We start from the raw sequence: 25,650 nt of genomic DNA, 5'->3' as shown, positions 1-25,650 counted from the left end.
CTTTCGTTGCGACCTTTCAAGAAGCCGCGGGCCAGTATGGTGATCTGCGGATCGGGTCCAAATCTTCTGCAAGAGCTTTCAAGCTCGCGAACGATGTCTGGTTTTCCTGATCCAGATCTTTTCGATCATTGTGCCCATTCAGGTCATCGACTTCCTACACCTCCTTCACCGGCGCAGTTCGTGTGGTGATGCATCCGTCATGCAGCCACAACTCGCGCCGGATTTCGATAATCCTCTTTCTTTGTCATCATCGCCCAGATCGCCCGCGCCATCTTGTTCGCAAGCGCGATCGCGACCAGCATGAGCGGCTTGCGACGCAGCATCCGTGCCAGCCATGAACCCTCGACGATGGATTTGCGGGCCAGCACTGTCAGGCGTGACATGGCACCGATGATCAACAAAGAACGGATATCAGTTTGGCCAGCCTTCGACACGCGTCCAAGTCGCTCTTTGCCGCCGGAGGTGTATTGACGTGGCACAAGCCCAAGCCAGGCCGCAAAGTCTCGCCCGCGTTTGAAGCTCTCCATCGGCGGAGCAAAGCCGCTGATCGCCAACGCGGTCTGGGGCCCGACACCAGGCATTGTCTGCAGGCGCCGCGCTGTATCGGTCGCCAGGGAAAGGGCTTTGGCCTTTGCCGTTTTGACGTCGATCCGAGCTGTCTTCTCGGCAATCTGCTCAATCAGGTCGCGGCATTCCTCGCGTACCAATTCGGGCAGGTCACTGTTGGGTGCCTCCAGGATGCCCTCGATCCGCTTGATGTGGGCGATCCCTTTCGGAATGATGTGACCATATTCGTACAGCACCGAACGCAGAGCATTCACAAGCTCGGTGCGCTGATGGAGGAGGCGCTCCCGACCTCGGAACAACACAGCGCATGCCTGTTGATCTTCCGACTTCGGCTGTACAAAACGCATCTCCGGACGCTGTGCTGCAACGACGATTGCTTCAGCATCGGCAGCATCGTTTTTCTGCCGTTTGACAAAGGGCCGCACATATTGAGGTGCGATCAGCTTCACCTCGTGGCCAAGCTTGACCATTTCTCGGGCCCAGTAGCTCGCGCTGCCGCATGCTTCCATCACAACCACAGCAGGCGGCTGGCTTGCCATAAACTGCCGGAACCGTGACCGCGTCAGCTTCTTACGGAATCTCAGATGCCCCGTCATTGTCGCGCCGTGAAGCTGGAAAACGTTCTTTGCCAGGTCCACCCCGATCATAGTATCGTTCATTTGCCGTCCTCTCCTTCTCGTGGCGTTGAACACCACGACCTTGGCACATTGCGATGCCGTCTGGGGAGGGCGGCAACCATCCCATCTTCTGCCGCTTCACGAAAGGCTTCACATATCCCGGAGCGATTAGCCGGGCATCGTGCCCAAGCTTCGCAATCTCCCGCGCCCAATAATGACCGCCGGCGCAGGCCTCCATAGCCACCGTGCAAGCAGGCTGCGCGGCAAGAAACTTGAGCACCTGGTCACGACGCAGTTTCTTGCGGAAGGCCACGGCTCCCGATCCATCCGCGCCGTGCATCTGGAACACGTTCTTCGCCAGATCCAACCCGATTGTGCTAACTTCCAACATGGACGCCTCCGTTCAAGTGATGATCAACGACACCACTTTGGCACAGCGATGCCGTGAGGGGGCGTCCACCCCATCAATCTCGGCTCGCACAAGGGCAAGGCAATGCGCCGCGCCATCCGCTCGGCCGGCGCAAGGCTGTTCTTGCTGCCCAAATACTCGCCCGACCTGAACCCCATCGAGAAGCTCTTCGCCAAGCTCAAGCATTGGTTGCGCAAAGCCGCAAAGCGGACAGTCGAGACCGTCTGTGACGCTATCGGCCAAATCCTCCACACCGTCACTTCAATCTGGCGCGCTCAAGGCGCGTATCCATGATCTGGTTTTCCCGATCCCGTCTCGTTGACCGTTGCGCCATACTCTCCGTTTGACCTTCTCACACTTTCGAGGCCTTCTGGCCGAGCGGAACTAACCCGCCACGGCTGGAGCCCGATAAGTTCCGCCTTTCGCCATCAGTGCCCAGACGATGCGTGCAGTCTTGTTGGCAAGCGCGACGATCACCAACATGGGCGGCTTGCGGCCCAAGATGCGCATGAGCCATGGGTCCGCAGATTTCCCCTTCCGCATTGCCCAGCGTACGGCCGCGCTGGCCCCTATGATCAGCAGCCGGCGTAGCGTTCGCTCGCCCATCCGAGACGTCTCGCCGAGCTTCTGCTTTCCGCCCGTGGAGCGTTGCAGCGGCGTGAGGCCGAGCCAGGCCGCGAAGTCTCGCCCCCTCTTGAAGGTTGTCGCCGATGGAGCCAGAGCAGCAAGTGCCGTCGCGGTGATCGGCCCTATGCCGGGAATGGTCATCAATCGCCTGGCTTCTGCATCCTCCTTGGCACGCCGGGCGATCTCGCGGTCGAGCACGGCCACTCTCTCATCCAGCGACCGCAACTGTGCAACGAGCAGAGACAGGATCGGACGGGCAGCTTCGGGGATGGCGGTACCTTTGTCCTCAATCGCCGTGACAAGCTTGGCGGCATGGAAGAGACCCTGTGCAGCCACGAGTCCGAATTCGGCAAGATGGCCCCGTATCGCATTGATGGTCTGGGTCCGCTGACGAACCATAAGATCGCGAACGCGGAACACCATTGCCGCAGCTTGCTGCTCTTCGCTCTTCACCGCCACGAACCGCATGGTCGGCCTCTGGGCTGCTTCGCAGATCGCCTCAGCGTCAGCGGCATCGTTCTTCTCTGGTTGCCGCCCTCGATGCAAGAAGCCTTCCAACCTGATGTGCCCGGTGATCGAGTGCGTTCTTCTCTCAGGCCTTTCGTTGCGACCTTTCAAGAAGCCGCGGGCCAGTATGGTGATCTGCGGATCGGGTCCAAATCTTCTGCAAGAGCTTTCAAGCTCGCGAACGATGTCTGGTTTTCCTGATCCAGATCTTTTCGATCATTGTGCCCATTCAGGTCATCGACTTCCTACACCTCCTTCACCGGCGCAGTTCGTGTGGTGATGCATCCGTCATGCAGCCACAACTCGCGCCGGATTTCGATAATCCTCTTTCTTTGTCATCATCGCCCAGATCGCCCGCGCCATCTTGTTCGCAAGCGCGATCGCGACCAGCATGAGCGGCTTGCGACGCAGCATCCGTGCCAGCCATGAACCCTCGACGATGGATTTGCGGGCCAGCACTGTCAGGCGTGACATGGCACCGATGATCAACAAAGAACGGATATCAGTTTGGCCAGCCTTCGACACGCGTCCAAGTCGCTCTTTGCCGCCGGAGGTGTATTGACGTGGCACAAGCCCAAGCCAGGCCGCAAAGTCTCGCCCGCGTTTGAAGCTCTCCATCGGCGGAGCAAAGCCGCTGATCGCCAACGCGGTCTGGGGCCCGACACCAGGCATTGTCTGCAGGCGCCGCGCTGTATCGGTCGCCAGGGAAAGGGCTTTGGCCTTTGCCGTTTTGACGTCGATCCGAGCTGTCTTCTCGGCAATCTGCTCAATCAGGTCGCGGCATTCCTCGCGTACCAATTCGGGCAGGTCACTGTTGGGTGCCTCCAGGATGCCCTCGATCCGCTTGATGTGGGCGATCCCTTTCGGAATGATGTGACCATATTCGTACAGCACCGAACGCAGAGCATTCACAAGCTCGGTGCGCTGATGGAGGAGGCGCTCCCGACCTCGGAACAACACAGCGCATGCCTGTTGATCTTCCGACTTCGGCTGTACAAAACGCATCTCCGGACGCTGTGCTGCAACGACGATTGCTTCAGCATCGGCAGCATCGTTTTTCTGCCGTTTGACAAAGGGCCGCACATATTGAGGTGCGATCAGCTTCACCTCGTGGCCAAGCTTGACCATTTCTCGGGCCCAGTAGCTCGCGCTGCCGCATGCTTCCATCACAACCACAGCAGGCGGCTGGCTTGCCATAAACTGCCGGAACCGTGACCGCGTCAGCTTCTTACGGAATCTCAGATGCCCCGTCATTGTCGCGCCGTGAAGCTGGAAAACGTTCTTTGCCAGGTCCACCCCGATCATAGTATCGTTCATTTGCCGTCCTCTCCTTCTCGTGGCGTTGAACACCACGACCTTGGCACATTGCGATGCCGTCTGGGGAGGGCGGCAACCATCCCATCTTCTGCCGCTTCACGAAAGGCTTCACATATCCCGGAGCGATTAGCCGGGCATCGTGCCCAAGCTTCGCAATCTCCCGCGCCCAATAATGACCGCCGGCGCAGGCCTCCATAGCCACCGTGCAAGCAGGCTGCGCGGCAAGAAACTTGAGCACCTGGTCACGACGCAGTTTCTTGCGGAAGGCCACGGCTCCCGATCCATCCGCGCCGTGCATCTGGAACACGTTCTTCGCCAGATCCAACCCGATTGTGCTAACTTCCAACATGGACGCCTCCGTTCAAGTGATGATCAACGACACCACTTTGGCACAGCGATGCCGTGAGGGGGCGTCCACCCCATCAATCTCGGCTCACACAAGGGCAAGGCCGTGCGCCGCGCCATCCGCTCGGCCGGCGCAAGGCTGTTCTTGCTGCCCAAATACTCGCCCGACCTGAACCCCATCGAGAAGCTCTTCGCCAAGCTCAAGCATTGGTTGCGCAAAGCCGCAAAGCGGACAGTCGAGACCGTCTGTGACGCTATCGGCCAAATCCTCCACACCGTCACTTCAACCGAATGCAGAAGTTACTTCAACGAGGCCGGATATCCGCCAACCTAAATTCATCCCGCTCTAGCTTTCGGAGCACCCTTTGGTGGCCACTGCGGAAGGGTATGTGCAAGGCTGTAGACCCGCGGTGTGAAGCGATTGGGGAAGAGCTGTGCGGCCATGCCTTCTCAGCTTCGTCGATTTCGGCCATCGGCAAGCGCTTGGACGAGAGCCTGAAGGCCTTTGCCCAGCGCCAGCTGCAAGAGCCGTTTGCCCACCTCTGCCCGACGCCCGCTACGACAAGGTACTCAGGTCAGCATCTTTATGAGGCAGGCGGGGCTGATCGCCGTCGGCATCGACCGGGACGCAACGTGCCAGATCCTGGCCGTGGATAGATGGCCAATCGAGAGAGCCGCTCGGCCTGGAAGACTTCCTCGTCTCGCTGACAGCCGTCATTCGAGGTCCGTGTTCAGCATTGTCCCATTGAAGACGCGTCTGTGTTCGGAACCTGACACGCTGAGGCGCAAGTATTCCGCCGTTGCCCGCGAAACACATGGTTTTGCCCGTTTTGCTCGCACCCTCGGCGTTGGCGCGCCGGTTGCATGAAACACGGCGAAGAATCCGTTACGACCATAGCGGTTTCGCAGTCTCCGGCCGAGAGGTTTACATGAAACTTCCTCGAACGATCCAAATCAATGCGATAGACGCTGCACTGAATGCGCTCCCGCCAGTTGAAGCTATGCCGCGGCCGCCGCGGGTGCCGCTGTCATTCGCCCAGCAGCGGCTTTGGTCCCTTTTGCGTCTGGCGGGCGGCAGCGAGGCCTGTCACATCCAGATGGGGCTTCGGCTTCGCGGCGAGCTGGACGAGGCGGCCCTGCAGTCAGCCTTGGACGGGTTGGTGGCGCGTCATGAGGTGCTGCGCACCACCTTCCGGATGGAGGACGGGGAGCCGTTCCAGCAGATCAGGCCGGTGGACGTCGGCCTGCCACTGAAACGAAACGATCTGACGGTGGCAGCAGATGTGGAGGCGACGCTCGCGGATCTGATGCGCCATGAAGCGCAGGCGGCGTTCGACCTGGAAGCCGGGCCACTGATCCGCGGTCGGCTGGTACGCCTGGCGGTGGAGGATCATGTGTTGCTGATCACAATGCACCACATGGTCTCGGACGACTGGTCGCGGAAGATCCTGACCCGCGATCTCAGCGAGCTTTACGCCGCGGCCCGGGACGGCCGCGCGGATCGGCTGGCGCCGTTGCCGGTGCAGTATGCGGACTACGCCCTTTGGCAGCGACGTTGGATGGCAGGTGAGGTCCTGGACCGTCAGTCGCAATACTGGCTCCGGATGCTGGAGGGCGCGCCGGCGGTGCTGGAGCTGCCGACAGCCCGGTCGCGTCCGGCGCAGCAGGATTACAGCGGCAGCTGCGTCGACTTTGCGCTGCACGAGGCGCTGACCACACAACTCAAGGCGCTGAGCCGACGTCACGGGACGACGCTGTTCGTGACTCTACTGGCGGGCTACGCGCTCGTGCTGGCGCGGGTGTCCGGCCAGGACGATGTGGTCATCGGCACGCCGAGCGCCAATCGCACACGCTCCGACATCGAGGGGCTTATAGGCTTCTTCGCCAACATCTTGCCGCTGCGGATCAATCTGTCGGGCGACCCGACGCTGGAGACATTGCTGGAGCGGGTAAATGCCGTTGCGCGTGGAGCGCAGACGAACCAGGACCTGCCGTTCGACCAGGTGGCGAAACTCGTGAACCCGCCCCGCAACCCGGCTCAAACCCCGATCTTTCAGGCTATACTTACATGCCAAAACAATGGCAAGGAGCCGGCGCCGCTGCCCGGGCTCGAACTTGAATACGTCGGCGTCGACCGTGTCGCGCAACACGATCTTGCGCTTGAGCTGGCGGAGGTCGGCGAGGCGATCTGCGGAAGGCTGATTTACGCGACGTCGCTATTTGAGCGGAGCACGGTCGAGCGGTTTGCGAGGGATTTGCAGCACGCGCTGAACCAGATGGTGGCCGACCCGGCGCAGCGGGTTTTGTCGGCACCGCTTCTGTTGGCAGAGGAGCATCACCGTTTTCCAATGGAGTCCGACCCGACGGAAGTGGTCTATCCGCAGGCGCCCTGGATTCACGAGCTATTTGAGGCGCAGGCGGAGCGAGATCCGGAGGTGATCGCGAATGAGAACCAGGGCTTGAGCTATCGCGAGTTGAACGCGCGGGCGACCTCGGCGGCGCCTCGAGCTTGCCCGCCTCAATCATCGTCCCTCAACTCGGGCCCGAGGCCCCACACTTCGGTCATGAAGTTCATTGAGGGGAGGCGCGTTCTCACCGAGGGTGAGCTACAAGCCAACAGCATCACGCGCTATCATGTCACAAAATTCTACCGTGAGCAGATCACCAACAGTGGTTACTACGATCAGCTTAAGTATATTGTGGAGCCCTCGTTCGAGGAGTTCGAGAGTCCCGGCAATCTGGATACGAGCGGCGAGCACGACAATACTGTCGTTCCCGGACTTCAGCACAAGTACGCCCAGACCGGGTTGTTGCTGGTAACGGACCGTTGCGCTTCATATTGCCGTTATTGCTTCCGCAAACGCATCGTTGGCAAGGACTCCGATGAAATCGCGATCGATTTCGCCCAAATTGCGCGATATGTTGGCGGCCATCCTGAGATGACGAATGTTCTGCTATCGGGAGGCGACCCGTTCGTGCTCAGCACCGGCAAGCTCGACGAAATTCTTGATCATCTGCTGCCGATCCCACATTTAGATTCGATTCGATTCGGTACAAAGGCAATTGTCTATCAGCCCAAGCGGTTCGAGGATCCCGCTCTACCTGCTTTGTTCCGACGGATCCATCAAGCAGGTAAGGTCGCAGTGATCGTCACTCATTTCGACCACATCGGTGAAATCTCGGTCGATGCGGAGCGCAACATTCGTTCCTTACGCGCACAGGGCGTGCAGTTCCTCAACCAGTCCGTGCTTCTCGCGAAAGTCAACGATGAGCCTGAGATCTTGGCTGCGACCTTCGCCAAGTGTCACCAAATGGGTGTCCGCCCTTATTATCTCTTTCAGGGCAGGCCGGTGAAAGGCGCATCGCATTTTCAGGTTCCACTGCGCCGTGGGCTAGAGATTGCCCACGGCATCAACCAACGTGTAAGCGGCATCCAAAAGACATTCAAATACATTATGTCCCATTACACAGGGAAGATCGAAATCCTTGACCTTGGAGCCGATGGCCGCCTGTATATGCGATATCACCAAAACAAGGATCCGAAAAAGATCGGAAAGATCTTTTCTCGGCCGCACCGCGAGGGCGCCTGCTGGTTGGACGATTTGCCCGAAGGATGAGATCGAAAAGCGCGCAATGCTGATTACCGACACAGTGTCATTGACTGATCAAGAGCCCCGGAGCGGAGGTGGAGATTCTGAGTGCCGGCGGGAATGCTATTGATATACGGCGGTGACTGCGACGGGCGAGCAGCGGCGGGGCGTCACTTGCGCGGTTCCATCCACTACTACTCTGGGACCGCGCGCAGGAAATACGGCGGGCTCAGTCGCGAAACGTCGATGCCAATCGCTGATCCACATGGTGGAGAAGGCCATCTGGTCACGCCATCGCAGCACAAACCCAAGGGGTGGTGGATTACCGTGGCCATCGGATTTCAGCTCCCCGCCAAAAGTCAATGACTGCCACAATATTTAACAACGGCAAGAAAAATTCACAAATGTTTCCTTTCAAAACGTTCCGCACTATGCAAAAACCAATCTAAATGGGATATGAAGGTAAAGCACATGAATGGCGAGATGAGTAATGCAGTGTCCTTATCAGAGCTTGAATCATACTTCAGCGAAGATTACTATCATTTTGGTGATGTGGTAAATCCGCCGGAGACAAGTGACCGACAAGCAGGAGCAATTTGGAATCTTCTTTCCCTTGCACAAGGCAGCTCAGTTCTTGAACTTGGATGCGGCTATGGGCGGATTACCAACCGGTTGGCTGAGAAAGGAGCGCGGGTATCCGGACTTGATATCTCGCCGACCTTGCTAAAGAAAGCCGAAGCGGATGCGGCCGAACGCGGAGTAAATGTTGAGTATGTTCTGGGCGACATGCGCTCCCTTCCCTGGCGAGATCGATTTGACGCAGTTTTTCTGTGGTACACAACATTTGGCTATTTCGACGACGCGGACAATGGGAGAGTTCTTCGTGAAGCCGCTTCTTCACTTCGAAAGGGCGGGCGTCTTCTAATCGATTCCGCCAATCGCTTCGCTTTTCTGCGCCGCGAGTCGCCTATCTACGTTGTGCAGCGTAATGACGATCTAAGAATCGATATAATGAGCAACGATGTGCTAAGCGATCGTCGGAACCTCGAAAGGATTATCGTCCGCGATGGATGCGTTAGACGAACGCAGCTTTCTTTCAGGCAGTATGGGTTTTCCGATTACGTTCGTATGTTGCGAAGCGCGGGGTTCGAGACTGTTGAAGCTTATGGGCAGGAAGGTGGAGCGTTTACAACCAGTAGCGAGAACCTCGTGGTTATCGCGTGCAAATAATATCAACTGCAATATCCAATGACACACGTTGCTTGTCTATCCTGAGTTGGACGCTGTATTTTAAAGATGTCTCGGCCGACTTACCATGTGGTTAAGTTTAACAGCCAAATGTTCCGCTTCGAGGAAAGCAAAGCCGAGTTGGTTGCCTCGCGCAATCCTCATCAAGATAGGAGAGATGCTGGTGCCTGCATTTAGTCAAGAAGAATATCGCGCACGCACGACCCGCCTGCGCCAGCAGATGGCCGAGCGTGGCATCGATGCACTGCTTGTCCTGAATGAAGGTAATATGAACTACCTTACAGGCTACGAAGGTTTTTCCGACTACGTTCCGCAACTTGCTCTTGTTTGCCAGGACGAGGAGGATCCGTGGCTCATATTGCGTGAGATGGACACGCTGTGTGCAGACGCCAGCTCGTACCTGCCGCAATCACGCGTCCTCAGTTATCCGGAGAAATACATAGCTGCGAGCCAGCTCACGGCATGGCAGCCGATCGCTGAAAGTGTTCGCGAGCGCAGCCCATCTGGCCGTATTGGGGTCGAACTATCGGGTAAAATACTTGGGGTGAAGGGCCATGCCGCCTTGAGCAAAAGTTTAGGCACATCAGAGTTCATCGATGCCGATGGGATGATTGCAGCGCTAAAGGCGATAAAATCACCTGCTGAGCTCACCTACATGGAGCAGGCGGGAAAGATCGTCGATAGAGCTATGCAGGTCGGTAGGCTTGCAATCTCTGTTGGCGCCAGAGAATGCGACGTAGCCGCTACTATAACACATGCACTTTACGCGGGCACTCCTGAATTTCCGGGAGGGACTTCCCGTAGTCCTTTGGTTACTATGCCAGTGGGTTCCCCCGGCGCCGCGCCACACCTCACGTGGACCGACGGACAGTATAAGATGGGCTGCCAGACGAATTTTGAGCTCGGTGCCGTCCGTCACCGATATTGCTGCGCCCTGTCGAGAACGGTATTTTTGGGAGAACCGAACGCGAGATCGCGACACGTGCACCAAGCGTGCCTTGACGGCTTTCTCGCTGCCTTTGGAGCTATCCGGGCTGGGGTGACGAGCAATGATGTGGAGCGAGCTTTTCGACGCGAATTCGCGCCTCGCGGCGTGCGAAAAGAATCCAGAATTGGATACTCAATAGGCATCGATTGGGTGGACGGCGGCCCGAGTTTTCAGGAGGGAGATGAGACGGTGCTTCAGGCCAACATGACCTTTCACCTCCTCATTGGTATCTTTGAGAAGACCGATGGTTACATCTTCAGTGAGACCGTTCGCGTGACCGATGATGGCGCGAAGTCGCTGAGCAATATGTCACGCGACCTGCTGGTAAATTGCTGACTTTTTGGGATCGCGATGCCCAGCGTAGCACCAATACGATGCGCCGGCATGCACACAGCCAGGCCGCGCTAGTGTTGTGACTCTAGCACTTATTTCGCACGGGCGCTCGTCGCCATTCTTGTATGTAGCTGCAGCGATCTATAAGCCTCCGAATAAATGACCGCAGCTCAGGAGAAGCGCAGAAGTCCGGGCATAACGCTGCCAATACTGGAGGTAGTCGGCCAAGGCCGCGTGATAGCCATCGCTACGACGACCGCCCATCGTCAGATATGGGCTGCTTTAGGAGTGACAGCCGATGACTGATTTTCCTCGTGCCCAAGGAAAGCGCTGGCCGTCTTGGGTTAGGCCCCGATTGGCGTTCCACGGGGCACCCGTGGGCATTTTGATGCTTGATCGGATGCCGGGACCCGGCCTCCGTCCGTACATCCCCGGAGACGCCGGCAATGCCACCACGTGGAGCGTTCCCGTGCGCTATAAAACCGTACCGGGGCTCAACAATACCGCCATTTTCGGGGCGGATGGCGAGGAAAAAACATCCGCTGTGATTGCGGCGGCGCAAGATCTCGTACGCGAGGGTGCGCGAGTGATTACTGCTGGATGCGGCTATTTCATCCGGTACCAGGAAGCGGTGCGCGCTGCGGTTGATGTGCCGGTGTTCTTGTCTAGCCTTGTCCTTGCTCCGTTCCTTGAACAAGTGCTTCCCCAGGGCAAGGCACTTGGCGTAGTCGTGGCAAGTAAGGCTGCACTGAGCCAAGATATGTTGAAAGCGGCTGGGGTGCGACCGGAAATCAGTGACAGGGTGGTTGTCTTTGGACTCGATGACGCTCCCGTGTTTGCCGGCTTCTTCCTGGAGCCGTATGGTGACCTGGACGTGGAGGCAGTCCAGGCTGATGTGGTCAACGCCATCCTGACTCTGCAGAAGGATCGGCCGGATATCGGCATGCTCTTGCTTGAGTGTGGCGGGCTGGGACCATACGCGGCCGCGGTTCAAGAGGCGACTGACCTACCAGTGTTTGATTATACCTCCATGGTTGAATTCTTCGTCGGTGGCCTAACACGCAAACCATTCACAGGGCTCCTCTGATAACGGGATTCTCGTGGGGCCGCAGAGAAAGCTGCCGTCCCGGTCGCAGCGTAACGGGCAAGACGAAGCCTGGCGCTCATTCGAGGCGTCGAGTTCGCGACGCTGGAATGGGTCGCCGGCTGCTGGAGCTCATCGGCAACATCCCGCCGGCCGAAGCCGTCGCCTGTGAACTATCCACAAGCCATTGATTCGAGTTCCTGATCAGGGAGAATCGTGAGTTTGGAATTGCAGGATTGGCGGTTTTTGAGCGCCGTTTTCTTGCAATTTGATTTGACGGTTTCCTTGTGCGCTGAGGCGTGATTCACTCGATTTGGCGGGCGAATCGAGGGGACAGCGATGTCCAGGCCACGCGAGAAGCGCGAGACGGGAGAGCAGGATTTGTTCCGCGCCCGGCTCGATCAGATCATCAACATGAGGCACGAGCTGGTGCGGCTGGCGCAGGCGATCGACTGGCCGGTGCTGGAGGCGTGTTTCGGCGCCGTCTATTCGGACGGACCGGGCATGCCGCCGCTGCCGACCCGGCTGATGGCGGGGCTTGGCGATCCTGAAGCACACCTTCGACCTGTCGGACGAGGAATTGTGCGCTCGCTGGGTGGAGAACCCCTATTTCCAGTATCTGTGCGGCGAGGAGTTCTTCCGTCACGATTTGCCCTTCGACCGCTCCGGGGCGCTGCACGTGTTCCAATCGAAGCGGGCGGACCGTGTTCGCATCGCTTGAAACTTCTGTTGCAGGTCACCGGCGGTTTTGTTTTGTTCGATCTCCAGACGGCAACATCTGACACACTGCGATGCCGGAAGCGGTGTGCGTCAACGACACTGGTCATGGCAGACACTAGCGCCATCTCGCTTCTAGATGATACGGGTACACAATCTGTATTTGACGAAATCATCCTGGCCAATGATGCTCAACACAGCAAGCACAAATCGCGGGCCAACCACGTTGAACAATAGATGCGCGGCATTGAAGCTTGCCGGATTTGCAGAGTGGCGCGCTACCTCCACCAGAATCTCAGCTCGGCTATCGATCGAAAACAGAGCGCGGCTGAAGGTAAAAGCGGCTCGTCGGCGTCGAGTCGAAACGTGAGTAGCCGGGACTGTATCGTGGAGCGCCAGTTTTGGAAGAGTGCGAAGGGGGCGGATAACAGGGTTGAAGGCGGACATAGACGCCCTGCCTATTCGAGACCCTCCAAACAAGCTCTGTTGTTCGCGGATTCCAGGCAAGATGCCGCATGCTGTTTGCGCAGCAAAATACCTGCCGATTTTGAGACGACTCGGCGTTCGTCCAATGTTCCGCTTCGAGGAAAGCAAAGCCGAGTTGGTTGCCTCGCGCAATCCTCATCAAGATAGGAGAGATGCTGGTGCCTGCATTTAGTCAAGAAGAATATCGCGCACGCACGACCCGCCTGCGCCAGCAGATGGCCGAGCGTGGCATCGATGCACTGCTTGTCCTGAATGAAGGTAATATGAACTACCTTACAGGCTACGAAGGTTTTTCCGACTACGTTCCGCAACTTGCTCTTGTTTGCCAGGACGAGGAGGATCCGTGGCTCATATTGCGTGAGATGGACACGCTGTGTGCAGACGCCAGCTCGTACCTGCCGCAATCACGCGTCCTCAGTTATCCGGAGAAATACATAGCTGCGAGCCAGCTCACGGCATGGCAGCCGATCGCTGAAAGTGTTCGCGAGCGCAGCCCATCTGGCCGTATTGGGGTCGAACTATCGGGTAAAATACTTGGGGTGAAGGGCCATGCCGCCTTGAGCAAAAGTTTAGGCACATCAGAGTTCATCGATGCCGATGGGATGATTGCAGCGCTAAAGGCGATAAAATCACCTGCTGAGCTCACCTACATGGAGCAGGCGGGAAAGATCGTCGATAGAGCTATGCAGGTCGGTAGGCTTGCAATCTCTGTTGGCGCCAGAGAATGCGACGTAGCCGCTACTATAACACATGCACTTTACGCGGGCACTCCTGAATTTCCGGGAGGGACTTCCCGTAGTCCTTTGGTTACTATGCCAGTGGGTTCCCCCGGCGCCGCGCCACACCTCACGTGGACCGACGGACAGTATAAGATGGGCTGCCAGACGAATTTTGAGCTCGGTGCCGTCCGTCACCGATATTGCTGCGCCCTGTCGAGAACGGTATTTTTGGGAGAACCGAACGCGAGATCGCGACACGTGCACCAAGCGTGCCTTGACGGCTTTCTCGCTGCCTTTGGAGCTATCCGGGCTGGGGTGACGAGCAATGATGTGGAGCGAGCTTTTCGACGCGAATTCGCGCCTCGCGGCGTGCGAAAAGAATCCAGAATTGGATACTCAATAGGCATCGATTGGGTGGACGGCGGCCCGAGTTTTCAGGAGGGAGATGAGACGGTGCTTCAGGCCAACATGACCTTTCACCTCCTCATTGGTATCTTTGAGAAGACCGATGGTTACATCTTCAGTGAGACCGTTCGCGTGACCGATGATGGCGCGAAGTCGCTGAGCAATATGTCACGCGACCTGCTGGTAAATTGCTGACTTTTTGGGATCGCGATGCCCAGCGTAGCACCAATACGATGCGCCGGCATGCACACAGCCAGGCCGCGCTAGTGTGCGTTTCGCACGGCAACCATTTCGAGGATTTCGCGCCCGCAGACTTCATCAGACGAAGGGGTTGGGAGCGGCATTGTGGTTGTCCAGGTTATTCGAAGCTGACGCCTGAAGTTCAGTGATGCTTTTGAAGCCGGATGCGTTTTCCGGTGATCTCTGTAAAGAAGCGCTCGACATGTTGAGCCACGACGTCGAGGTGGGGTGAAGTGAAGATGGAAGCGCGATACTCAAGGACTTCTTGAGCCTTTCCGGTAGCCGTTCGAAAAATGTAGGGCAGTTCCACTCACGCCGCGGTAGCGGCACGTAGCGATGGGAGGATGATCCACTTGGTTCAAAGGCGTGAGAGTGCAACAACTGTTGCGTAGTTAACTGAGTCTGTTATCATGTCGGGCAAGCATGGCCATTTGTGTCGGGCGAGGTGACAGGCAACATGATGTTTGAAACGATTACGTACGAAACCCAGGACGCTATCGCCGAAATTCGCCTGAACCGGCCGCACCGGCTAAACGCAGTGGTGCAGCAATTGTACGACGACCTCCTGGAGGCTCTCGATCGGGCTCAAATGGACAAAAACGTACGCGTGATTGTGTTGAACGGAGAAGGGCGGGCGTTTTGTGTCGGCGCCGATATGAAGGAGCACAAAGCCGGCCGCTCGGCCTTCGAGAGGAGGCAATATCTGATGAGCGAACAAAGGGTGTGTAGACGTCTGCTCTCACACCCAAAGCCGAGTATTGCGGCGGTGAACGGCTATGCGCTAGGTGCCGGTGCTGAGATGGCCATCGCTTGCGATTTCATGGTGATGGCCGCTTCGGCCCGGATTGCATTTCCCGAGATTGGCCTTGGTGCATTTCTCGGCGGTGGCGTCACTCACATCCTCCCAAGACTTGTCGGTCTGGCAAAGGCGCGTGAGCTGATCTTCCTAGGCCAGCAGATCGACGGAGCAGAAGCGGTCCGTATCGGGCTGGCTTCGCGCTGTATCCCCGACGATGAGTTTGCCGAAGGCATCCGCACGTTGGCGGCCGAACTGTCAAAGGGGGCACCATTCTCGATGCAGCTTGCCAAAGAGCAGTTGGCGTCGGCTGCTCACGGGACGTTCGACTCTGTGCTTACTGCTGAGCTTGAGGGCATGATGTTTTGTTCAACTACGCGCGATTGGCATGAGGGTATCAACGCTTTCGCCGAGAAGCGTCCGCCTGTCTTCCGTGGGGAGTAACAATGGTTTCGAACGAGCTGCTTCCCATTCTGTACCCCAACTCCATTGCAATCATCGGCGCATCCAATAATCCTGCGAAGCGCGGATATCGGTCGCTGAGAAAACTGTTGGATGACGGCTACGCCGGACCGATTTACCCGATCAATCCGAAGGAGAGTGAAATATGCGGCGTCCGATGTCTATCCGGCTTGGGCAATGTGCCAGGGCCTGTCGATCTCGCGCTGATCTGTACTCCTGCTGCGACGGTCCCTTCTGTCCTGGCCGAATGCGCCGCAAAAAAAGTGCGCGGCGCCGTGATTCTGGCGGGAGGCTTCGCGGAAACTGGAGACGATGGCAAGCGGCTCCAAGATGCGGCACTCGCCGCTGCGCGCGCTGGCGACGTGAGGATCATAGGACCCAACACCTCTGGTATTTTCAATACCCACAAAGCGTGTAACCTCGTCGGCTTTTCGGAGCTGCGCAAGGGTAGTATTGGGCTCTTGTCTCAATCCGGAAATATGGCTCTATCGCTCGTCACGGAAGCGCACGCGAACGGGCATCTGGGTTTGAGTACCTATGTCGGCGTCGGGAACGAGGCCGATATCGGCTTCGATGAGTATCTCGACTACTTCGCGGCCGATCCCAACACCAACGTTGTGATCACTTACGTCGAAGGACTGAAAAATGGCCGCCGCTTCTTGAACGCCTTGAAGCGCATCTCGCTGGAAAAGCCCGTCGTCATCTACAAATCAGGCCGGACAAGTGCAGGGCACATTGCCGCGAAGTCCCATACCGGCGCTTTGGCTGGCGAATATGCGATCAACGAGGGTGTCCTGAGGCAAGCCGGCGCAATCATCGCGTACCGATCCGACGAGATCCTGCCGATAGCGGAAGCACTGTCGTTGCTACCGCCGCTGCGCTCGCGCCGCATTGCCATCCTCGCGGACGGCGGGGGTCACGCGACCATTGCGGCCGACGCCTTATCCGAGCGTGGACTGGTGCTCAGTTCCTTCAGCGACGAGACACGACGGCGGCTTGCGGCGGTGCTTCCTCCGGCCGCGTCGGTGATCAATCCAATCGACGTTGCCGGCGGTACCGATGCAGATCCATCAGTTTTTGCTGCCTGCGCAGATATTCTGCTGCAGGACTCGGCAGTCGACGGACTTCTTATCTCGGGTCTCTATGGCGGATATGCGGTCCGCTTCTCACCAGACTTGCTCGCCCAAGAACTCGATGCGACGGACATGATCAGCGCGATGCCGCACCGGTTTGGCAAACCTGTGATCGTTCACAGTTTGTACAATGTGTTTCAAGCAGATCAGCGGCCACTGCCGCTGGCAAACATGCATCGAGCCGGTATTCCGGTGCACAATTCCCTTGAGATCGCTGTCCGCTGCATGCAAGCTTTGGCCGAGTACAGTGAGGTTGGCCGCACCCTTGAATCGTTGCCGCCTAGTACTGAGCCCGGCGGCGTGTTCGCGCAGGTGCTCGCACATTGCACGGCCGAGGGTAGGCGGGTGGTCTTGGAGCACGAAGGCCGAGCCGGCCTGAGCGACTTCGGCCTGGATCTCGCACCGACGTTTCTGGCTACTGACGAAAGTGAGGCCGAAGAGGCTTTTCGCCGGCTCGGTGGACAGCCGGTCGCGATGAAAGTCGTATCGCGTGACATCCTTCACAAGACGGAGGCCGGCGGCGTCAAACTCGACGTTACAGATGTTGCATTGGTGCGCCGCGGCTTCGTCGAGATCGTCGCCAACGCCAAGGCCGCAGTAACCAATCCGAATATTGCCGGGGTTCTAATTACTCCGATGGCCGCAAAGGGCGGCGTCGAGGTCATCGTCGGCATCGTGCGCGACCCTGTATATGGTCCAGTAATGATGTTTGGGCTGGGCGGAGTCCTCGTCGAAGTTCTCAGAGATGTAGTTTTCCGCGCGCTTCCGATCTCCCGGAGTGATGCCTTGGCGATGTTGGACGAAATCAAGGGCCGACCGCTTCTCGACGGCGTGCGCGGGGCAGCGCCGGTCGATCGAGGCGCGCTCGCAGACTTGATGGTAAGTATTTCGAGGTTCGTTGAAGCCTTCCCGGAGATCGATGAGCTCGACCTGAATCCCGTCCTTGCCTATCCCCACGATCTGGCAGTTCTGGACGTTCGCATCCTTCTCACCGAGGTTTCCGCAGCACACTCGGCACACACGCAAGGGATTGAGGCATGATCGATCTGCCGAAACTGATCGATGCGAAACTCGGGGTGAGCGATCGCGTCGCGGTGCTCTCGCTGAACCGCGACGACGTCCGCAACGAGCTGACGGTACCGCGCTGATCGACGACATTGTGCAAACAGTCGACTGGATCAATGGCTCTGCGGCCGTCTCAGTATTGGTAGTGACAGGGGCCGGGAAGGCGTTTCTGCCGGCGGCAACGTTAAGAACATGCGCGACCGTAAGGGGAGCTTTGCTGGCGACGTCCATGATGTACAGGATCGCTACTGCCACGGCATCCAAAGAATAGCTCTAGCCATGCATGGCCTAGAGGTGCCAGCCATTGCCGCCGTTGACGGGGCTGCGATCGGAGCGGGATTCGATCTCGCGACTATGTGCGACATCCGGATTGCGGCCCATAATGCGGTATTCGGCTCGACTTTCATCAATTTGGGCATTGTTCCAGGAGACGGCGGTGCTTGGTTCCTCCAGGACCTGGTCGGCCCACAGAGGGCGGCGGATATCATTTTCACTGGGCGACTCGTGGGGGCTGAAGAAAGCTTTTATGTGCAGTATTTCAGGGCATCTGCCACAACACGAGGGATCATCTCGAGGCGGTCGAGGCGCTCCTGGCTAATCGCCCCCGCCCAGTTTCAGGGGCGCTGACAGCTGCAGTCCAATCGCTCTCGTCCAGTTTCGATCCACTCTGTTCATGTCCGCGATCTCTGTGGGTGAGGTCATTAACGACCACCAGGACTGCAACCGGCGCTCGTCCGCCAATAAGTGAATTCGTCGTCTAGCGCTGATCCGATCCTGCAGCAGAACCGTCGGCCCGCGAGCCCACGGCTGTTGCCACTACGGCGCTGCTTCGAAGTTAGCCTCACCGCTCAGTAGATACAGACCTGTTTTTGCCGTTCATTCAGCTCGATGGATTTTCGCGATCATCGTTCATCAAGCCCCAACTCGATATTCGAGCCAGCCGCACTATGATGATCCATATGAAGCATCAATTCAAAATCGAGAACATGTGTTGCAAAGACAGTCGCTACAGACTATGAACAGCTGCCGCCTGCAGAGGCCGGATTTGCGCCTCGTGTCGGCGAAGGAAAAAGCAACGGTAGAGAGGGGTATCTCCATGAGCAGACTAATGACAGTTGCAGCCGCGGCATCGGTTGCGGTAGCGATCGCGGCTACGACGAGCGCAACTAATGCTGGGAGCTTGCTCGACAAGGTTCTGGAGTCAGCGACGCTAACTGTGGCCGTGGGGACAGACTGGGGTCCGGTCTCGCACCTAAACGAGCAGCACGAACTTGAGGGCTACGACGTCGATATCGCGAAGGATATCGCAAAATCGCTTGGTGTGGAGGTCAAGTTCTTGACGCCGGGTTGGGATATTATCACAGCGGGAAAGTGGGAAGGCAGATGGGATATCGCCATGGGTCAGATGACGCCAACCGCGGCTCGAGCCCAGAAATTCGACTTCCCAGCTATTTACTTCTATGAGCAGGTGTTCGCTGTTGTGCAGAATGACAGCAAGGCGACCAAGCTTGCCGATCTAGACGGCAAGACGGTCGGCGTCACAGCGAACACAACGTATGAAGCTTATGCCAACCACGTGCTTACCGCGGATTGGAAAGGCAGTACGCCTGTCACCTATCAATTCAGGCCTGGCGCAGTCAAAACCTATGCAAGCACCAATGTAGCGTTCGATGACCTCCGACTCGGCGATGGAGTTCGGCTTAATGCAGTTATTACTGACGGCACTTCTGCGAATAATGCCATAAGCGCTGGCTATCCAATAAAACTTCTTGGCGACCCGCTATACGCCGCGCCCGGAGCCATCGCAGTGCTTCATGGAGACAAAGGATTCAGCGGCAAGATCGCTGCGGCTATCCAGAAGATGAAAGAAGACGGCACGCTGTCGAAGCTGTCGTTGAAGTGGTACGGGGTGGACTACACTACCGAAAAATAGAGATCTAGCGACCGAGGCTGGCCTGGGTCGTATCTCTACGAGAGAGTGGGCCGCCTGCTCTATCAAGACTACAATAGAGTCCGAGATTCTCGTCTACGAGGCCGCTCTGGTCAGAACGCGTTGAGTTGAGAAAACGGAGGGGCGGTCGCGCAATCAACCGCCGACCCGGTCGCCCCGGCTAGAGCGGTTCAAGATTTGACGGAATCGGAGGGGATTCCCGATTCGTCGGATTTGTGATTGAACTAAACCGCTGCGGCGGTAGCTGATGCGCGGGTCTGGCCTGAGGAGGCCCCTGTCTGAGAAGATTTGGTGTCGAGCCAACCTTCCAGACAGGAGAACCCCAGATGGCCCAGATAAGCCCTCTTCGTCAGCGGATGATTGAAGATCTGACGATCCGCAATTTGTCACCGGAGACCCAGCGATCCTACGTGCATCACGTGGCGAAGTTCAGTCGATTTTTTGGACGATCACCCGATCAACTGGGATACGAAGAGGTGCGCGCCTCGCCTATCAGGCCCACTTGGTGGGCCGAAGGGTCTCGTGGGGCGCGTTGAACCAGACGGTTTGCGCCTTGCGTTTCTTCTACGGCGTGACGCTGGGTCGATCTGATCTGCCTGAGCGGATCGCTTACGCCCGGACGCCGCGCAAGTTGCCGGTCGTGCTGAGCGCCGATGAGGTGGTCGGCTTTCTGCAGGCCGTGAAGGGGACGAGGAACCGGGTCGCTCTGATGACCACCTATGCGGTGGGCTTACGCGCCGCGGAGGCGGCGCGTCTGCAGGTGACGGACATCGATAGCAGCCGGATGATCATTCGCATCGAGCAAGGCAAGGGCGACAAGGACCGCTATGTGATGCTGTCGCCGCAGCTGCTGGAGATTTTGCGCGTCTATTGGCGGTTGACCAAGCCGGGACGATGGCTGTTTCCCCGGCGCGATGGCCGCGGCCCGATCCATCCACAGACCTTGGGGATCGCCTGTCGAGCAGCCTGCGAGTTCCTGGGCGTTGAGAAGCGGGTGACGGTGCACACCCTTCGCCACAGCTTCGCCACCCACCTTTTGGAAGCCGGCACGGACATAAGGATCATTCAGGTCCTGCTGGGCCATCGCAGCCTGGCGACGACGACACTATACGCCCAGGTCTCAACGGCTGTGATCGGCCGGACCGCCAGTCCTTTTGACCAACTCCACATGGAGATCACGCCGCCCGGCTGAGCCGCGCGCCATGCGCCCGGATCTGGAAGTGGCGGATGTATTCCACCGTCACGGGGCTGATTATCGCCGCGACCATGCCGGCCATCTCGGGCGTGTCGAGCGGCGGGTCATGGCCGCGGTGGAGGCGTGCCGGACCGCGGCCTTGGGCGGTCACGCCGAACACTGCACCGACTGCGGCCTCGTGCGGCAAGCCTATAACTCCTGCCGCAACCGCCACTGCCCTAAGTGCCAAGGCCTAGCCCGCGCCCAGTGGCTGGCCGAGCGGCAGGCTGAGCTGCTGCCGGTCCCATACTTCCACGTGGTCTTCACCGTCCCGGCCCAGATCGCTGAGATCGCCTTCCAGAACAAGGCGGCGGTCTATGCGATCCTGTTCAAGGCCGCATCCGAAGCCTTGAGGGTGGCGGCGGCCGATCCCAGGCATCTGGGCGCCGAGATCGGCATGGTCGCCGTGCTTCATACCTGGGGTCAAAATCTCCACCATCATCCGCATGTCCACTGCGTCGTGCCGGGCGGTGGCCTGTCGCTCGAGCCTGCCCCGGGGAAGGCCGGGGACCGGCGATGGATCGCCTGCCGGCCGGGATTTTTCCTGCCCGTGCGGGTTCTGTCGCGCCTGTTCAGGCGGCTATTCCTGGAGCGCCTGCGGGACGCCTTCGACGCCGGCCAGCTTCGCTTCTTCAGCGATCTCGCCAGCCTGGCCGACCCTGCCACTTTCTGCGCCCAACTGGCTGGACTGAAGCGGATCGAATGGGTCGTCTACGCCAAGCCCCCGTTCGGCGGTCCCGAACAGGTCCTCGCCTATCTGGGCCGCTACACACATCGCGTCGCCATCGCCAACAGCCGCCTCGTGAGCCTGGACCACGGAAAGGTCAGCTTCCGCTGGAAGGACTATCGCCACCACGACAAGTCCAAGCACAAGCTCATGACCTTAAGCGCCGACGAGTTCATCCGGCGCTTCCTGCTGCACGCCCTTCCAGACGGATTCCATCGCATCCGCCATTACGGCCTCCTCGCCAACGGCCACCGCGTCGCCAAGCTCGCCCAGTGCCGTCTTCTTCTGGTGGCGCCCATGCCGCTGACGCCGGACCCGACCGCCGACTATCGCCAGCGTTACCGCTGTCTCACAGGGCGCTCCCTGGACATCTGTCCGGGCTGCGGCGGCGCCATGGCCTCGCTCGGCCTGATCCCGCGCAAGGCCCCGACCTGGCCAGACACCTCATGACACGCTGCCTACCGACACGCTCGCACCGTCCATCCTGGCGTCTGCTACAGTCGCCGCCGGGCCTTTGCGCGCCGCGCGTCAAAGTCGCAGCCGGGCTGTCGCCAGCAACGCTGCACCTCAGCGTCAACGACCCGATGGCGCCGTCTCTCGCGTCGCAGATGGTCCTGCACCGCGACGACGGACGACTGCCCCAGAGCGATCGGCGAGCTCGCTCCAGCGCCTCGGACACACCGTCGAGCCCTAAATCCCCATAGCCCCGCCCGCCATCCCGCGGTTCAGTTCAATCAGGCTTCAATGTAGTCGCGACCCGTGCGCGTCCGCCCAATCGCGCTCGCGACTACACAGAACCCTCCAGATTCAAGATGCTGGCTGGAATGGAGGCCAGCATCTGATGACGCGACCTCTTTCGGACGATCTTCGCAAACGGGTTGTGGCGGCGGTTTTGAGCGGTGAGAGCCGCCGGTCGGCCGCCAAGCGGTTCGGCATTTCGGTTTCGGCGGCGGTGAAGTTGTTGCAGCGTCATCGGGCGACTGGCTCGGTTGCGCCTGGCAAGATGGGCGGACATCGCAAGAGGGTGCTGGAGCCGCACCGTGCTTTCATCGAGGGCCGTCTGCGTGAAACACCGCATCTGACGCTGCATGGTCTGAAGGACGAATTGGCCGCTCGTGGGGTCAAGGTCTCGCACAACGCAGTGTGGCAGTTCCTGCGCCGCGAGGGCCTGAGCTTCAAAAAAAACGCTGTTCGCCCTTGAGCAGGCCCGCGCCGATATTGCCCGCAGGCGCCAGCGATGGCGATCCTGGCAAGCCGGCCTCGATCCCCGGTGCCTGGTCTTCATCGACGAGAGTGTGCTGCAGAGCAGCGGAAGGAGTTCAATATGAACTAAGACCGTAGTGTAAAGCTGCGTGAATGATGGGGGACGGCCCTCCGAGATCGGCTTTCAGGAGCAGGTCTCAAACCAGTCCAAGCTGCTGCGGTAAAGAGCCGTGGTGGTGAGCGTTGGATGAAAAGTTCGGACGAGATCCGAGCAGGTGGGTGTCCGAAAGACGAACGAAAGTGAACCCTTCGAAGACGCGTCGTTATGAACGTAAGTGTCGCCGAAACCAGGACCGTCTCGTCGTCCTGGGACAAGTCCGCCGGGTGCCTGATGACAGGGCGGGCGGCGACCGGCGTTGAGGGGGCGTGAGTCGGACACAGGCATTCGCGCGGAACTGCAGGAACCAGGCTCCTGATGCAAAGGGAGAAGCTCAAGCGGGCCAAACCGCAAGGCGAGAGTACCGATGCAGGAGACTGGGGCGGACCGGCCCGTATGAGCGCTGAAGGCCCTGTAATGGGGCCGGAGCAAAGGGGTCGGATCAGGTGGTCGTATTGTCTGGAACAACTGGAAACAGGATGACTTCAGAAGATACGACAGACAAGCCGTTTCGAATTGCGAAACGACAAGTGTACGAAGCTTACAAAGCGGTCAAAGCCAACCAGGGCGCAGCCGGGGTGGACGGGCAGACCCTGGAGATGTTCGAGAAGGACCTTGCAGGAAACCTCTACAAGGTCTGGAATCGGATGTCCTCAGGGACGTACTTCCCACCGCCGGTTCGCGCTGTCTCCATTCCGAAGAAGAGTGGGGGCGAAAGGGTTTTGGGTGTGCCCACCGTCAGCGATCGGATCGCACAGATGGTAGTCAAGCAGATGATTGAGCCGGATTTGGATATCCTCTTTCTTCCAGACTCCTACGGCTACAGGCCGGGAAAATCGGCTCTGGATGCAGTTGGCGTCACGCGTCAGCGATGCTGGAAGCATGACTGGGTTCTGGAATTCGACGTCAAAGGGCTGTTTGACAATCTTCCGCACGATCTCCTGCTGAAGGCGGTCAGAAAGCACGTCACATGCAAGTGGGCTCTGCTCTACATCGAAAGATGGCTGGCAGCGCCGATGGAGAAGAACGGGGAAGTCGTCGAGCGCACACGCGGTACCCCGCAAGGGGGCGTTGTTAGCCCGATCTTGTCGAATCTCTTCATGCACTATGCATTTGATCTGTGGATGACCCGGACGCATCCTGACCTTCCATGGTGTCGATATGCGGACGATGGCCTTGTGCATTGCCGCAATGAGCAGCAGGCAGAAGCCCTCAAGGCGGAGCTTGGTGCTCGACTGGCAGCATGCGGGCTTCAAATGCATCCGACAAAGACCAAAATCGTCTACTGCAAAGACCAAAGGCGCAGGGGGGAATACCCGAATGTCGTGTTCGACTTCCTCGGGTATCAGTTCAGGCCGCGACGCGTGGCGAACACACGGCGAGATGAGTTCTTCTGTGGTTACACGCCTGCGGCCAGCCCAACGGCAATGAAGTCGATGCGGGCCACGATCAAAAGCTTGAACATCCCGCGGCAGACGCCGGGGACGCTGGCTGAAATCGCCCAACAGCTCAATCCACTCCTTCGCGGATGGATAGCCTATTATGGCCGCTACAGCCGTTCGGCCCTGTCCACTCTGGCTGATTACGTCAACCGGAAGCTCAGGGCGTGGATCATGCGTAAGTTCAAGCGCTTTCAGTCCCATAAGACACGTGCCAGCCTCTTCGTGAGAAAGCTGGCGCGGGAAAATCCAGGACTGTTTGTGCACTGGAAGGCTTTCGGAACGAATACGTTTGCCTGATGGGAGCGGTGTGAATCGAGAGGTTCACGCACCGTTCTGCGAGAGGCCGGCAGGTGAAATCCCTCCGGCCTACTCACCCCTGGATCAAAACCAACATGGCTCCGCTGCGCGGCTGGGTGCCGAAGGGCAAGCGGCTGCGCGGCCTGGCTCCGTACGGCCACTGGCGCACGCTGACCTTCCTCGGCGCGCTGCGCTGCGATCGGCTGGCGGCGCCTTGCGTCTTCGACGGGCCGATCAATGGCCAATGCTTCCGTGCTTATGTCGAACAGCAGCTCGTCACCGTGCTGAAGCCCGGCGATATCGTCGTCATGGACATGTGTGGACGCCCCCGTTGGTGCAAGACAATCTTTCGAAGAGCACGGAGCGTGGTCGGTGCTGACATGTGTCCGGCCTCTGTTGCGGCTGTCACATGCCGCGGGCCTGTATGGGAGTTCGCGGAGCGGGTCCAATTCAATCTGGCGCGCTCAAGGCGCGTATCCATGATCTGGTTTTCCCGATCCCGTCTCGTTGACCGTTGCGCCATACTCTCCGTTTGACCTTCTCACACTTTCGAGGCCTTCTGGCCGAGCGGAACTAACCCGCCACGGCTGGAGCCCGATAAGTTCCGCCTTTCGCCATCAGTGCCCAGACGATGCGTGCAGTCTTGTTGGCAAGCGCGACGATCACCAACATGGGCGGCTTGCGGCCCAAGATGCGCATGAGCCATGGGTCCGCAGATTTCCCCTTCCGCATTGCCCAGCGTACGGCCGCGCTGGCCCCTATGATCAGCAGCCGGCGTAGCGTTCGCTCGCCCATCCGAGACGTCTCGCCGAGCTTCTGCTTTCCGCCCGTGGAGCGTTGCAGCTGCGGCGTGAGGCCGAGCCAGGCCGCGAAGTCTCGCCCCCTCTTGAAGGTTGTCGCCGATGGAGCCTGCGCGGCGACAATCAAGGTGAGACTCGCATTGCCTCGCCTGAATTGTTCCCGAATATTCAACCGTTGCCTCAC

The 25,650-nt window shown here is 58.8% G+C and carries 13 protein-coding genes and 12 pseudogenes; 19 read left to right on the top strand and 6 right to left on the bottom strand.

Annotated features, from left to right (window positions below):
• Positions 1-197: 197 nt before the first annotated feature.
• Complete coding sequence (locus tag JN302_RS33650) at positions 198-1,226, bottom strand: IS110 family transposase (RefSeq protein ID WP_202330397.1); 1,029 nt, start codon at positions 1,224-1,226, stop codon at positions 198-200.
• Between the two features lie 85 nt (positions 1,227-1,311).
• Positions 1,312-1,575: pseudogene (locus tag JN302_RS33645) on the bottom strand (IS110 family transposase); the annotation flags it as partial.
• A 75-nt stretch (positions 1,576-1,650) separates the two neighbouring features.
• On the opposite strand from JN302_RS33645, the pseudogene JN302_RS33640 reads away from it, so the two are divergent.
• Positions 1,651-1,887, top strand: a pseudogene (locus JN302_RS33640) (transposase); the annotation flags it as partial.
• 90 nt (positions 1,888-1,977) lie between these two features.
• Here the strand turns inward: JN302_RS33640 and JN302_RS33635 are convergent.
• From JN302_RS33635 to JN302_RS33625, 3 genes and pseudogenes are all read right to left on the bottom strand, one after another.
• Positions 1,978-2,745: pseudogene (locus JN302_RS33635) on the bottom strand (IS110 family transposase); the annotation flags it as partial.
• Positions 2,746-3,015: 270 nt separating this feature from the next.
• Positions 3,016-4,044 (bottom strand): IS110 family transposase, encoded by a 1,029-nt coding sequence (locus JN302_RS33630; RefSeq protein WP_202330397.1) that lies wholly within the window; start codon positions 4,042-4,044, stop codon positions 3,016-3,018.
• Between the two features lie 85 nt (positions 4,045-4,129).
• A pseudogene (locus JN302_RS33625) lies at positions 4,130-4,393 on the bottom strand (IS110 family transposase); the annotation flags it as partial.
• A gap of 75 nt (positions 4,394-4,468) precedes the next feature.
• On the opposite strand from JN302_RS33625, the pseudogene JN302_RS33620 reads away from it, so the two are divergent.
• The 18 genes and pseudogenes from JN302_RS33620 to JN302_RS33540 form a co-directional block, all read left to right on the top strand.
• A pseudogene (locus JN302_RS33620) lies at positions 4,469-4,723 on the top strand (transposase); the annotation flags it as partial.
• A 19-nt stretch (positions 4,724-4,742) separates the two neighbouring features.
• Positions 4,743-5,079 (top strand): annotated as a pseudogene (locus tag JN302_RS33615) (transposase); the annotation flags it as partial.
• 125 nt (positions 5,080-5,204) lie between these two features.
• A pseudogene (locus JN302_RS39430) lies at positions 5,205-6,710 on the top strand (condensation domain-containing protein); the annotation flags it as partial.
• A 243-nt stretch (positions 6,711-6,953) separates the two neighbouring features.
• Complete coding sequence (locus JN302_RS39425) at positions 6,954-8,006, top strand: KamA family radical SAM protein (RefSeq protein ID WP_244846735.1); 1,053 nt, start codon at positions 6,954-6,956, stop codon at positions 8,004-8,006.
• Positions 8,007-8,450: 444 nt separating this feature from the next.
• Positions 8,451-9,209 carry a class I SAM-dependent methyltransferase gene (locus JN302_RS33605; RefSeq protein WP_202330499.1) on the top strand — a complete coding sequence of 253 codons (759 nt, stop codon included), beginning with the start codon at positions 8,451-8,453 and terminating at the stop codon, positions 9,207-9,209.
• Between the two features lie 175 nt (positions 9,210-9,384).
• On the top strand, positions 9,385-10,551 hold the full coding sequence (locus JN302_RS33600) for a M24 family metallopeptidase (RefSeq protein ID WP_202330498.1): 1,167 nt from the start codon (positions 9,385-9,387) through the stop codon (positions 10,549-10,551).
• 295 nt (positions 10,552-10,846) lie between these two features.
• Positions 10,847-11,635, top strand: coding sequence for a hypothetical protein (locus JN302_RS33595; RefSeq protein ID WP_202330483.1), 789 nt, complete (start codon positions 10,847-10,849; stop codon positions 11,633-11,635).
• 336 nt (positions 11,636-11,971) lie between these two features.
• A pseudogene (locus tag JN302_RS33590) lies at positions 11,972-12,299 on the top strand (transposase); the annotation flags it as partial.
• Positions 12,300-12,987: 688 nt separating this feature from the next.
• Entirely contained in the window at positions 12,988-14,154 is a 1,167-nt protein-coding gene (locus tag JN302_RS33585) for a M24 family metallopeptidase (RefSeq protein ID WP_202330498.1), read from the top strand.
• A gap of 502 nt (positions 14,155-14,656) precedes the next feature.
• Complete coding sequence (locus JN302_RS33580) at positions 14,657-15,439, top strand: enoyl-CoA hydratase/isomerase family protein (protein ID WP_202330497.1); 783 nt, start codon at positions 14,657-14,659, stop codon at positions 15,437-15,439.
• Positions 15,440-15,441: 2 nt separating this feature from the next.
• Positions 15,442-17,631 (top strand): acetate--CoA ligase family protein, encoded by a 2,190-nt coding sequence (locus JN302_RS33575; protein ID WP_202330496.1) that lies wholly within the window; start codon positions 15,442-15,444, stop codon positions 17,629-17,631.
• Between the two features lie 132 nt (positions 17,632-17,763).
• Entirely contained in the window at positions 17,764-18,282 is a 519-nt protein-coding gene (locus tag JN302_RS40075) for an enoyl-CoA hydratase-related protein (protein WP_446720774.1), read from the top strand.
• Between the two features lie 469 nt (positions 18,283-18,751).
• Entirely contained in the window at positions 18,752-19,588 is an 837-nt protein-coding gene (locus JN302_RS33565) for a transporter substrate-binding domain-containing protein (RefSeq protein WP_202334536.1), read from the top strand.
• A 344-nt stretch (positions 19,589-19,932) separates the two neighbouring features.
• Positions 19,933-20,798: pseudogene (locus JN302_RS33560) on the top strand (site-specific integrase).
• 10 nt (positions 20,799-20,808) lie between these two features.
• On the top strand, positions 20,809-22,017 hold the full coding sequence (locus JN302_RS33555) for an IS91 family transposase (protein WP_202330495.1): 1,209 nt from the start codon (positions 20,809-20,811) through the stop codon (positions 22,015-22,017).
• A gap of 391 nt (positions 22,018-22,408) precedes the next feature.
• Positions 22,409-22,877, top strand: a pseudogene (locus JN302_RS33550) (IS630 family transposase); the annotation flags it as partial.
• Between the two features lie 529 nt (positions 22,878-23,406).
• On the top strand, positions 23,407-24,666 hold the full coding sequence (ltrA, locus tag JN302_RS33545; RefSeq protein WP_202330494.1) for a group II intron reverse transcriptase/maturase: 1,260 nt from the start codon (positions 23,407-23,409) through the stop codon (positions 24,664-24,666).
• A gap of 80 nt (positions 24,667-24,746) precedes the next feature.
• A pseudogene (locus JN302_RS33540) lies at positions 24,747-24,989 on the top strand (transposase); the annotation flags it as partial.
• 250 nt (positions 24,990-25,239) lie between these two features.
• Here JN302_RS33540 and JN302_RS33535 read toward each other — a convergent pair.
• Positions 25,240-25,587: pseudogene (locus JN302_RS33535) on the bottom strand (transposase); the annotation flags it as partial.
• Positions 25,588-25,650 lie beyond the last annotated feature (63 nt).

It is taken from the genome of Mesorhizobium sp. L-8-3 (genome assembly GCF_016756615.1).
Lineage (GTDB): Bacteria > Pseudomonadota > Alphaproteobacteria > Rhizobiales > Rhizobiaceae.
This window is presented reverse-complemented; position numbering and strand designations above follow the sequence as displayed.